This window comes from Amycolatopsis sp. WAC 04182 (genome assembly GCF_003947465.1).
GTDB lineage: Bacteria > Actinomycetota > Actinomycetes > Mycobacteriales > Pseudonocardiaceae > Amycolatopsis.
On record NZ_QHJJ01000010.1, the window covers coordinates 249,150 to 259,840 of the forward strand.

A 10,691-nucleotide genomic window follows, 5' to 3' on the forward strand; every position below is an offset into this window, starting at 1 on the left:
CGCTGAAGTGAGCTCTTCGACCACGTCATGCCGTGCCGCCACCGAGCCCGTCGACGTCCTCGAGATCGGGACGATCGACTACACCGAAGCCTGGGAACTCCAGCGTAAGCACGTGACGGCCCGCGCCGACGGTGACGGCCCGGACACCATGCTGCTGCTGGAGCACCCGTCGGTGTACACCGCGGGCAAGCGCACCGAAGCCGAGGACCGGCCGACCGACGGCACACCGGTGATCGACGTCGACCGCGGCGGCAAGATCACCTGGCACGGGCCGGGTCAGCTGGTCGGGTACCCGATCATCAAACTTGCCGACCCGATCGACGTCGTGCACTACGTGCGGCGTCTCGAAGAGGCCTTGATCACCGTCTGCGACCAGCTCGGCGTGCACACCGGCCGGGTCGAGGGCCGCAGCGGCGTCTGGATCCCCGCCGACGACCGCGGCCCGGAGCGGAAGATCGCCGCGATCGGCATCCGCGTCCAGCGCGGCGTGACGATGCACGGTTTCGAGCTGAACTGCAACGCCGACCTGGGCGCCTTCGACAAGATCGTCCCGTGCGGCATCCGGGACGCGGGCGTGACGTCGCTTTCCTACGAGCTCGACCGCGAGGTCACCGTGGCGTCGGTGCTGCCGATGGCGCGCGAAGCCGTGCTCGCGGCGCTGGAAGGCGACCTGCCGGTGAGCGACGAGCGCTGGCTGCCGCGCCCCGAGGCACCCGCAGCCCCGGGTGTCACCTTCGCCCTCCAGAGCTGAAGGGGACTTTCCCCGCATAGGACGCGGTGAAGGGCGCTTTCCCTGCATGAGATGCGGGGAAAGCGCCCTTCAGCCCCCGTACTTCAGTCCAGCTGAGGGGCGACCTCGGCCGCGATCAGCTCGATCTGGTCCAGATCCGAGAGGTCCAGCAGCTGCAGGTAGAGCCGGGTGATCCCGGTCTTCTCCCGCCACTGCCCGATCTTCTCGACGACCTCCGACGGCGTCCCCGCGAGCCCGTTCTCCCGCAGCTCGGAGACCTCACGGCCCAGCACGCCGGCGCGTTTCGCGACCTCGGCGTCGTCACGGCCCACGGCGACGACGAGGGCGGCCGAGCGGATGATCTCCTTGGGGTCGCGGCCGATCTCGCGGGCGGCGTCGTCGACGCGGCCGAACTGCTCCGCGGCGGCGTCCGGGCCCACGAACGGCAGGTTGAACTCGTCCGCGTAACGCGCCGCGAGCGCAGGGGTGCGCTTCTTGCCGCCCCCGCCGATGATCACCGGCGGCCGGGGCCGCTGCGCGGGCTTCGGCAGGCCCGGCGAGTCGACGAGCTTGTAGTGCTCGCCGTCGAAGGAGAACGTCTCCCCTTCCGGCGTCTCCCACAGCCCGGTGACGACGGCGAGTTGCTCGGCGTAGCGGTCGAAGCGCTCCTTGATCGGCGGCAGGTCGAGGCCGTACGCGGTGTGCTCGTCGTCGTACCAGCCGGAACCGAGGCCGAGTTCGACGCGGCCGCCCGACATCTGGTCCACCTGCGCGACCGAGATCGCGAGCACCGACGGATGCCGGAAGGTGGCGGCGGTGACCAGGGTGCCCAGCCGCACACGGCGGGTCTCACGGGCGAGACCCGCGAGGGTGATCCACGCGTCGGTCGGCCCCGGCAGCCCGGTCGCCGAACCCATCTTCAGATAGTGATCGCTGCGGAAGAAGGCGTCGTAGCCCGCGTCCTCGGTGGCCTTCGCCACCCGGAGCAGGTCTTCGTAACTGGCCCCCTGCTGGGGCTCGGTAAAGATCCTGAGGTCCACGCCGCCACCCTAGCTATGGCGCGGTCAGCTCGCTTTCCCGTGTTCGGCGGGCGGGACCCGGCGGAATCCGACGAGCAGCCGCACCAGGACCTCCTCGACCTGGGCGCTGACCTTCTTCGGCTCCGGCGAACTCGCGATCTCGATGGCGGCGCTCGACAACGCGCCGAACAGCAGCCGCGCGGTGACGTCCACGGGGACGTCGTCGACCTCGCCGACCTCGATGAGGGACTGGATCCCGGTGCGGACCAGGCCGAAGCTGCACCGCTCCTCGGCCTCGCGCCAGCGCTCCCAGCCCATCACCACCGGCGCCTCGTGGATCGCGATGCGCTGGTACGCCGGGTCGAGGCAGCTCTGCAGGAAGCCGCGCAGCCCGGAGAGCGCCCGTTCCCACGGTGAGGCCGGGCCGTTCATGATCTTCTCGAGCCGGTCGAAGACCTGGCTCTCGACCGTGTCGAAGGCGGCCTCGAACAGCGCCTGCTTCCCACTGAAATGGTGGTAGAGCGCGCCCTTCGTCACCCTGGCCCGCTTGGCGATCTCGTCGAGAGACGTGCCGGCGTACCCGCGTTTGGTGAACAGCTCCACGGCACTCTCGACGAGTGCCGACCGGGTGGACTCGGAATAGTCCAGCCGCCTTGACCTCATTGTCGCCACCTTCACAACTTTACGCCGCCGGTCCCGCTCCATACCCATGGTATGTTGACTGCTGTCAGGTCCGTACCGGGAGTATGCCGCAAACCTGCGGTATGAACCGGGTCACGGAGGGGAGCCCACATCATGAGCTGGAACGACTTCTACCGGCGGCGCGACATCCTCGAAGCCGCACTGCGCCAGGCGGGTCACCACCCGTCCGACGCGATCTCACTCGAAGAAATCCCTGGCGCCACCCAGTACTTCGCGACCGAGGAAGAGCTTCTGGTCGCGCTTCGATACAAGTGGAACCAGGTGCTCGCCGGTCACCTCCGCGCCGAGATGACCGATCCGGACTACGCCGACCAGGAGCTCGCGCTCGACCGGGTCGAAGCCGTCACCCGGGCATGGAACGCCGCCACGGCCGAGCACGAGACCCTCCGCGCCGTTCTCGACGCGGCCCTCGAACGGTGCCCCGCGCTGATCCCGTCGCACGAAGCCGAACTGCGCACTCTCGCGCTGACGGCGGGGCTGGCCGACGGCGACGAACCGGCCGAGGAGATCACCAAGGTCGGCAGCGCGTTCGCCACCCTGCTCCGGCACGGACGGCACGCGAAACCCGCCCGCCGCCGCAGCCCCATGGGTCATCTGCTCCGGCTGCTCGCGCCGAGCGCCTGACCTGGCGTAGCGGCACAGTCGACGATGTAGTTAGGTGACCGGCATGGCTGCTCACGCGCGCTGGACCGAGGCCGACATCCCGGATCAGACCGGCCGGACCGTGTTCGTCACCGGGGCGAACTCGGGGCTCGGGCTGCGCATGTCCGAGGTGCTCGCGGGCAAGGGGGCCCGCGTGCTGCTCGGCTGCCGATCACCGGAGCGCGGCGCCAAGGCGCTGGACCAGGTCCGCGCGGCCGCGACCGGGGAAGCGCCCGAACTCGTCCGGCTGGACCTCGCCGACCTCGACTCGGTCCGCGAAGCCGCGAAGAAGGTCCAGGAGTTGTCGGGCGGCAAGCTCGACGTCCTGGTCAACAACGCGGGAGTGATGGCGACCCCGCGCGGCCACACCAAGGACGGCTTCGAGACCCAGTTCGGCACGAACCATCTCGGGCACGCGGTGCTGACCTGGCAGCTGATGCCGTCCCTGCGCAACGGCTCCGGAGCGCGTGTCGTCACCCTGTCGAGTGTCGCGGCGACCGGCGCGCGCATCGACATCGCCGACCCGAACTTCGAGCGCCGGATGTACAACCCCGGCTCGGCCTACGGCCAGTCGAAACTCGCCAATCAGGTCTTCGCGCTCGAACTGGACCGCAGGCTGCGCGCCGCGGGCGACGACGTCATCAGCGTGGCGGCGCACCCGGGTTATACATGGACCGGGCTCGGTTCCGGGATGGCCCGCTCCTACCGCAATCCCGTGGTGCGCGCGCTCGTCGCCGGCGGCAACCGGATCGGCGAGATCTTCATCGCGCAGAACGCGCGCCAGGGCACGCTCCCGCAACTGTTCGCGGCGACCGCTCCCGAGGTCGAAGGCGGCGACTACATCGGCCCGCGCGGGCTCGGCGGGCTTCGCGGCGCGCCGGTCAAGGTACGGCCTTTGGCCGCCGCGAAGAGCGAGTCGCTCGGCGCCGCGTTGTGGGACGTGACCACCAAGTTGACGGGTGTCACCCCCGACCCCGCGTGAGCGGCGGGCACTACTCCGGCGGGCGTAGGGTGGCGGTGTGAGTGCTGCCCCAGATGGCCGCAAGTTGTTGCGGCTCGAGGTCCGGAATTCCCAGACTCCCATCGAAAAGAAGCCGTCGTGGATCAAGACGCGCGCGCGGATGGGTCCGGAGTTCACCGAACTCAAAGGCTTGGTGCGCCGCGAAGGCCTCCACACCGTCTGCGAAGAAGCCGGTTGTCCCAATATTTACGAATGCTGGGAGGACCGTGAGGCGACGTTCCTGATCGGTGGGGATCAGTGCACGCGGCGGTGTGACTTCTGTCAGATCGACACGGGCAAGCCCGCCGAGCTGGACCGCACCGAGCCGCGCAAGGTCGCCGAGAGCGTTCAGGCGATGGGTTTGCGGTACTCGACGGTGACCGGTGTCGCGCGTGACGATCTGGAAGACGGTGGCGCGTGGTTGTACGCGGAGACCGTGCGGCAGATTCACGCGTTGAACCCCGGCACGGGTGTCGAGCTGCTGATCCCGGACTTCAACGCCGACCCCGACCAGCTCGCCGAAGTCTTCGGCTCACGCCCTGAGGTGCTGGCGCACAACGTCGAGACGGTGCCGCGCATCTTCAAGCGGATTCGCCCCGGGTTCCGGTACGCGCGGTCGCTGGAGGTCATCACGAAGGCCCGTGAGGCCGGTCTGGTGACGAAATCGAACCTGATCCTCGGCATGGGCGAGACCCCGGACGAGGTCGCGCCCGCGATGAAGGACCTGGTCGACGCGGGCTGCGAGATCCTCACGATCACCCAGTACCTGCGGCCGTCGCCTCGTCACCACCCGGTAGACCGGTGGGTCAAGCCGGAGGAGTTCGTCGAGCACTCGAACGCCGCCGAAGCGATGGGCTTCGCCGGCGTGATGGCCGGGCCGCTGGTCCGTTCCTCGTACCGCGCCGGGCGTCTGTTCGCGCAGACGAAGGCCCACCGCGGCGAAGAGCTGTCGGAGAACTTGGCCCATCTCGCCGCCGAAGGGCCCGCCGCGCAGGAAGCCAGCTCGCTGCTGGCCAGGTGACTCCGGTCACCTCTCCGCGACATCGCCACCCACCAGGTCACGAATCAGTAAAGTGACCTGGTGGCGTTGGTAACTGATCTTCTGAACTGGCTGCAGAGTCTCCCGGAACCGGGACTGGTCGCGGCGACCGGCGGACTGGTGTTCGCCGAATGCACCATCGGGCTCGGCTTCATCGCCCCCGGTGAATCGGGGCTGCTGGTCGCGGCCACGACGGCGACGTCGGTCTCCCGTTTCCTGACCCTGTGGGCCGTCGTGACGGTCTGTGCCGCACTCGGCGACTCGCTCGGCTACGCGATCGGCAAACGCTTCGGTCCGCGTCTGCGCGAGACGAAGCTGATCCGCAAGTACGGCCTCGACGCCTGGGACAAGGCGACGGGTGTGCTCGAACGGCGAGGCGCGTGGGCGGTGTTCTTCGCGCGGTTCCTTCCGGTGATCCGCACGCTGACTCCGGCGGCGTCGGGCACGTCGGGCCTGCCGTTCCGCAAGTTCCTGCCCGCCGCCGCGGCGGGCGCGGCCTGCTGGTCGGCCATCCACATCGGCATCGGCGCCGCGCTCGGCGAGGCCGCCAAGAAGGTCGAGGGCGTGCTCAACACCGGCGGCCTGGTGATCGTCGGCGTCCTGGTCGGCGTCGCGGTCTTCTTCCTGCTGCGCTACAAGAAGAAGAAGGCGCTCGGTGTCACAGCCGAGGAAGCCACCCCGGCGAAGGTCGGCGCGGAGGACTAGATTCCGGGCATGGCCGCCCTGAACCTGCCCCAGCCCATCGGTTTCGTCCTCGGTGGCGGCGGCAGTCTCGGGGCCATGCAGGTCGGGATGCTGCGCGCCCTGACCGAAGCCGGGATCACCCCGGACCTCGTCGTCGGCACCTCGGTGGGTTCGCTGAACGCCGCCGTGCTCGCCCTCGGGGGTGAATCGGGCGACCGCCTGGACCGGATCTGGTCGCGGATGACCCGGCACGAGGCGTTCCCCGGTGGCGTGTTCAGCCAGGTGCGGACCCTCCGGCACAGCAAGACCAACCTGTTCCCCAACACCGGTCTCGCCGCGATCGTCGACGAGCACATCGGCGAGGGCGCGCGGTTCGAGGATCTCGCGCTGCCGCTGGGCGTCGTCGCTACGGACGTCGACACCGCCGAACCGCTCCTCATCCGCTCAGGGCCCGTTCTGGCGCCCCTGCTGGCCAGCTGCGCGATCCCGGGGATCTATCCGCCGGTACCGTTCGGGGAGCGCATGCTTTACGACGGCGGTCTGGTCGCCAACGTGCCGATGCGCCAGGCGCTCGCCATGGGCGCGAAATCGCTCGTCGTCCTCGACTGCGCCTTCCCCGGCAAGATGCCCGGCACCCCGCAGACCTTCGCCGAGGTGCTGATGTTCACCGCGATGATCAGCATGCGGAACCAGGCGGTCCTGGAGGCGCCGATCGCCGCGGCCGAAGTGCCCGTGGTGTACGTGCCCGGGCCGAAGCCGGTGCGGGTGAGCCCGCTGGACTTCAGTCACACCACCGCGCTGACCGCCGAAGCTTATGAGGCCGCGAAGACCTATTTGGGCGAATTGAGCGTCGACGGCCCCGGACTTTATGGTGCCCCGGGTCTCGTCGTGGCCTGACAGGCAACCATCCGGCATCGATCACGTCTACTTCGTCGCGTAGTTTTGAAAGAGAACTTTCCGCTGATAGCGCGACGTAAAAAGAGAACTATATGTTTCCCAAGAAGACATTACTTTCGACGGCCGGAATACTCGCCGCGGTAGTGGCGATCTCGGCCTGCTCGCCCTCGGGCGGCACCAATTCACCCGGCACCAGCGCCGAGCCGGAGACGAACCCGGTTTCGGTGACCATCGATCCGGCCGGTGGGACCGACGTCAATCCGGCGACCCCGGTGGTGGTCAAGGCCGAGCACGGCAAGCTGATCGACGTCACCGTCAGCAACGCCGACAAGGGCAACCAGGTGAAGGGCGAGCTGGCGAGCGACGGGCTCAGCTGGAAGACCATCGAGCCGCTCGGCTACGGCAGCACCTACAAGATCGTGGCGCATGCCCAGGGCAGCGACGGGAAGCCCGTCGAGCAGCAGAGCAGGGTCTCCACGCTGAGCCCGAAGCAGCAGGCGAACCCGAACCTGATCCCGGCACCCGCCGCGGTCGCGTCCGGCGGTGTCGGCGTCGGGCAGCCGATCGTGTTCGCCTTCGGCCAGCCCGTGAAGAACAAGGCCGAGGTGGAGAAGAAGCTGTCCGTGGAGTCCACGCCGAAACAGGAGGGCTCCTGGTACTGGATCGACGACAAGAACGTCCACTACCGCCCCAAGGTGTACTGGCAGCCGGGGACGACGCTCAAGGTGTCGGCGATGATCTACGGCGTCGATTTCGGCAATGGCGTGTACGGCGCGACCGATCGCACCGAAACGTACAAAGTGCACGATTCCTGGGTCGCCAAGGCCGACGGAAACACCGAACAGATGCAGATCTTCCACAACGGCCAGCTCGCGAAATCGATGCCCATTTCCATGGGCAAGGACGCCACGCCGACGCATTTGGGCGCACACGTCATTTCGGACAAACACGAGAATTACGTGATGGACTCGTGCACCTACGGCGTCTGCCAGGGCCAGCCGGGGTACTACAAGGCGAACGAGAAGTGGTCGCTGCGCATCTCCAACGACGGCGAGTTCGTCCACGAGAACCCGAACAGCGTCGGTGCGCAGGGCAGCTCCAACGTGTCGCACGGCTGCATCAACCTCAACGCCGCCAACGCCCAGTGGTTCTACCAGAACATGGGGCTCGGCGACGTCGTCGAGGTGACCAACTCCGGTGGCCCGCAGCTGCCGGTGTGGGACCTCTACGGCGACTGGTCCAAGTCGTGGGCGGACTGGCAGGCGGGCAGCGCGCTCAAGTAGAGGCATGATGGGCCGGTGACCAGCACCCTGAGCACCGCCCGCTCACTCGTGGCCGGCGCCGGCCGGGTCGTCGCACTGACCGGCGCCGGGATCTCCACGGATTCGGGGATCCCCGACTTCCGCGGCCCGCAGGGCCTGTGGACCCGCGATCCCGCCGCGGAGAAGATGTCGAACCTCAAGGAGTACCAAGGCAGCCGTGAGGTCCGTGAGCGGACCTGGCAGGCGCGGCTGGTGCACCCCGGATGGGACGCGACACCGAATGCCGCGCACTACGCGCTCGAGCGCCTGTCGCCGACGCGGATCATCACCCAGAACATCGACCGGCTGCACCAGAAGGCGGGCTCTCCGCCCGAGCGGGTGCTGGAACTCCACGGGACGATGTTCGAGTCCGTCTGCCTGTCCTGTGACGACCACCGGGACATGCGCTCGACGCTGGAGCGCGTCCGAGCGGGCGAGACCGATCCGCCCTGTCTGGTGTGCGGCGGCATCCTCAAGTCGGCCACCGTGTCCTTCGGTCAGCACCTGGACCAGAACCTGCTCCGGGCCGCACGAACCGCCGTCTCCGACAGCGACCTCCTCCTGGTGGCCGGGTCCTCGCTCCGCGTACAGCCGGCCGCCTCACTGGTGAGCGTCGCTTCCCGGTCCGGATCCGCCGTGGTGATCTGCAACGGCTCCGAAACGCCCTACGACTCCATGGCCACAGCCGTCGTCCGCGGCCCCCTCAGCGACACCCTCCCCGCCCTGACCGCGTAACTCGCGACCGGTCGACTCCCGTGCGTACACCATCACGATTGCGCTGCGGAGCAAACTATTCGGACGGCTCGGACGACATCCCCCTAGTCACTTGCTTCGAAGTCACGTGGGGAGAAGATGTTCATGAGTACTGAATTCGTGGAGCACTCCGCGCAACAACAGATATCGCAGCCCGGTGTCGGCGCGCCGTCCGCGGTCCGGCGGTACTGGCATCCGGCGGACAAGGACTGGATTTCGGTACCGGCACACGGCAACCAGCCGACCACCGCGAAGCTGCAGTCCTTCGGCTACCAGCCCCCGACCGAACCGCAGTTCTACGTCAGCCTGATCGGCAGCGGCGACATGGTCGAGGTCTTCCGCTGGTGGCACCCGGCGGACAAGGACTGGATCGACATGCCCGCCGGAATGGCCACCGATGCGCAGATGACCGCCTGGGGCTACCAGAGCAAGACGTTCCAGTATTACGCGTTCCCCACCCAGCGCACCGGCACCGTGGCGGTGCACCGCTGGTGGCATCCTGGCGACAAGGACTGGCTCACCGTGCGCACCGGGGAGTTCACCGACGCGCAGCTGCAATCGTTCGGCTACCAGAACAAGACCTTCTTGTTCTACGCCTTCGCGCAACAGTCGGCGACGCAGGAACCCGGCTACTTTGCCCTGAGCACGCCGCAGAAATCGGTGCTGAGCCCGGTTTCGTGGAGTGGCAACGCCGATCATCCGCACACCTTCAGCGTGCTGGACGTCAACCCGGGACAGTCACCGTCGATCAACGGGGGTTTCCGCTATCTGGGGTACTTCGGCCACCACGAGTGCGCCGGTCTGGGCATCGCGCGGACGAACGACCTGAACTCCACCGCGTGGACGCAGTCGACCACGCCGTTGCTCACCGGCACCGGCGAGCGCTGGGGTTGCGCACTCCTGAACCCGGACGACACGATCGGGCTGGTGCACAACGTCTACTGGTGCGGCGGCAACCCCGATGGCGGCGCCTACTACATCGTCGGGCGCAAAAGCACCGATGGCCTCGACGGCACGCAGTTCACGTCCTTCGTGCCGCTGGTCAAGGAAATGGCGGTGAACAACGGAAACCCGACACTGTTCCGCGAGCCGGACACGCAAGCCGTGTACCTGTACTGGTTCCGGGACGCGGGCGGCCGCAAGGAGATCCGCGTCAAAAGCGCGGCCTCCTTCGACGCACTGCTTCAGACCGACCCGGCCGATCTCGGCACGCTCGTGGCCTATTCCCGCGACGTCGTGGCCGCACCACACGTGATCAAGGTGCAGTCCCTGTACTTCCTGGCCGTGGAGACGTTGGAACAGACCAATGTCTGGAAGACACGCGTGCTCACCGCGGCCAGCGCCACGGGACAGTTTTTCGAGATCCCCACCGGGCCGGTCTACGGCAACGGATCGGCATGCGTCTTCCAACATGTCCTCGACAACACTCTGCACAGCTACTACTGCAACGAAGGAACCCCGGGTGTGGGCAACTGGACGCTGGACCACGTGAGCGCCCCACTGGCGTGACCTCGGCCTTCAAGACCACTCGACCAGTATTCGACAAGAACCCCGCACGGTCCGCAGTACTCGCGTGATCAGAGGCGTAACTCGCGTGTCCAGGGGTGTCATTCGCGTGATGGGGCGCGTCATTCGCGTGATCCCGTGAGTGACGCCCCGGATCACGTGTGTGACGCGCTCGGTCACGTGAGTCGCGTGCTCGGTCACGGGTGTGGCGGGTTTTGGGTATGAAAAAAAGTCCAGGCCCCGGGAGAACTCGTGGTTCTCGACCGGGGCCTGGACCCTTCCTTTTCTAATGTTAGTCCGGCGGTGTCCTACTCTCCCACAACCCTTCGGTTGCAGTACCATCGGCGCTGTCAGGCTTAGCTTCCGGGTTCGGAATGGGACCGGGCGTTTCCCTGACGCTATAACCACCGAAACACTA

The 10,691-nt window shown here is 67.6% G+C and carries 11 protein-coding genes and 1 rRNA gene; 9 read left to right on the forward strand and 3 right to left on the reverse strand.

The features are described 5' to 3' along the window. The first annotated feature begins 7 nt into the window (after positions 1-7). The gene (gene lipB / locus DMH01_RS40795) at positions 8-751 is read left to right on the forward strand and encodes a lipoyl(octanoyl) transferase LipB (RefSeq protein ID WP_125684556.1); all 744 of its coding nucleotides are present in this window, start codon (positions 8-10) and stop codon (positions 749-751) included. Positions 752-834: 83 nt separating this feature from the next. Here the strand turns inward: lipB and DMH01_RS40800 are convergent, their stop codons facing one another. Both DMH01_RS40800 and DMH01_RS40805 read right to left on the reverse strand, forming a co-directional pair. Continuing rightward, positions 835-1,770 carry an LLM class F420-dependent oxidoreductase gene (locus tag DMH01_RS40800; RefSeq protein ID WP_125684557.1) on the reverse strand — a complete coding sequence of 312 codons (936 nt, stop codon included), beginning with the start codon at positions 1,768-1,770 and terminating at the stop codon, positions 835-837. Between the two features lie 24 nt (positions 1,771-1,794). Next, positions 1,795-2,412 carry a TetR/AcrR family transcriptional regulator gene (locus DMH01_RS40805; RefSeq protein WP_034324103.1) on the reverse strand — a complete coding sequence of 206 codons (618 nt, stop codon included), beginning with the start codon at positions 2,410-2,412 and terminating at the stop codon, positions 1,795-1,797. A 132-nt stretch (positions 2,413-2,544) separates the two neighbouring features. Between DMH01_RS40805 and DMH01_RS40810 the strand changes: the two genes are divergently transcribed. The 8 genes from DMH01_RS40810 to DMH01_RS40845 all read left to right on the forward strand — a co-directional run bounded on the left by DMH01_RS40810 (position 2,545) and on the right by DMH01_RS40845 (position 10,276). Further along, positions 2,545-3,075: a hypothetical protein gene (locus DMH01_RS40810; protein ID WP_125684559.1), complete on the forward strand. Its 531-nt coding sequence runs from the start codon at positions 2,545-2,547 to the stop codon at positions 3,073-3,075. Between the two features lie 43 nt (positions 3,076-3,118). After that, entirely contained in the window at positions 3,119-4,075 is a 957-nt protein-coding gene (locus tag DMH01_RS40815; protein ID WP_125684561.1) for an oxidoreductase, read from the forward strand. 37 nt (positions 4,076-4,112) lie between these two features. Beyond that, on the forward strand, positions 4,113-5,114 hold the full coding sequence (lipA, locus tag DMH01_RS40820) for a lipoyl synthase (RefSeq protein ID WP_125684563.1): 1,002 nt from the start codon (positions 4,113-4,115) through the stop codon (positions 5,112-5,114). A gap of 60 nt (positions 5,115-5,174) precedes the next feature. Beyond that, positions 5,175-5,837, forward strand: a complete 663-nt coding sequence (locus DMH01_RS40825; RefSeq protein WP_125684565.1) for a DedA family protein — start codon at positions 5,175-5,177, stop codon at positions 5,835-5,837. A gap of 9 nt (positions 5,838-5,846) precedes the next feature. After that, on the forward strand, positions 5,847-6,713 hold the full coding sequence (locus DMH01_RS40830) for a patatin-like phospholipase family protein (RefSeq protein ID WP_125684567.1): 867 nt from the start codon (positions 5,847-5,849) through the stop codon (positions 6,711-6,713). A 92-nt stretch (positions 6,714-6,805) separates the two neighbouring features. Then, the gene (locus tag DMH01_RS40835) at positions 6,806-7,996 is read left to right on the forward strand and encodes an Ig-like domain-containing protein (RefSeq protein ID WP_125684569.1); all 1,191 of its coding nucleotides are present in this window, start codon (positions 6,806-6,808) and stop codon (positions 7,994-7,996) included. 15 nt (positions 7,997-8,011) lie between these two features. Then, on the forward strand, positions 8,012-8,749 hold the full coding sequence (locus tag DMH01_RS40840; protein ID WP_125684571.1) for a Sir2 family NAD-dependent protein deacetylase: 738 nt from the start codon (positions 8,012-8,014) through the stop codon (positions 8,747-8,749). A 123-nt stretch (positions 8,750-8,872) separates the two neighbouring features. Beyond that, positions 8,873-10,276 carry a hypothetical protein gene (locus DMH01_RS40845; protein ID WP_125684573.1) on the forward strand — a complete coding sequence of 468 codons (1,404 nt, stop codon included), beginning with the start codon at positions 8,873-8,875 and terminating at the stop codon, positions 10,274-10,276. Positions 10,277-10,568: 292 nt separating this feature from the next. Here the strand turns inward: DMH01_RS40845 and rrf are convergent. Then, positions 10,569-10,685, reverse strand: a 5S ribosomal RNA gene (rrf, locus tag DMH01_RS40850). Between the last annotated feature and the right edge of the window lie 6 nt (positions 10,686-10,691).

Bases quoted from the DNA above. Each gene is read 5' to 3' on its own strand.
- DMH01_RS40805 (WP_034324103.1), bottom strand. From the start codon at position 2,412: ATGAGGTCAAGGCGGCTGGACTATTCCGAGTCCACCCGGTCGGCACTC.
- DMH01_RS40810 (WP_125684559.1), top strand. From the start codon at position 2,545: ATGAGCTGGAACGACTTCTACCGGCGGCGCGACATCCTCGAAGCCGCA.
- DMH01_RS40815 (WP_125684561.1), top strand. From the start codon at position 3,119: ATGGCTGCTCACGCGCGCTGGACCGAGGCCGACATCCCGGATCAGACC.
- DMH01_RS40830 (WP_125684567.1), top strand. From the start codon at position 5,847: ATGGCCGCCCTGAACCTGCCCCAGCCCATCGGTTTCGTCCTCGGTGGC.
- DMH01_RS40835 (WP_125684569.1), top strand. From the start codon at position 6,806: ATGTTTCCCAAGAAGACATTACTTTCGACGGCCGGAATACTCGCCGCG.
- DMH01_RS40845 (WP_125684573.1), top strand. From the start codon at position 8,873: ATGAGTACTGAATTCGTGGAGCACTCCGCGCAACAACAGATATCGCAG.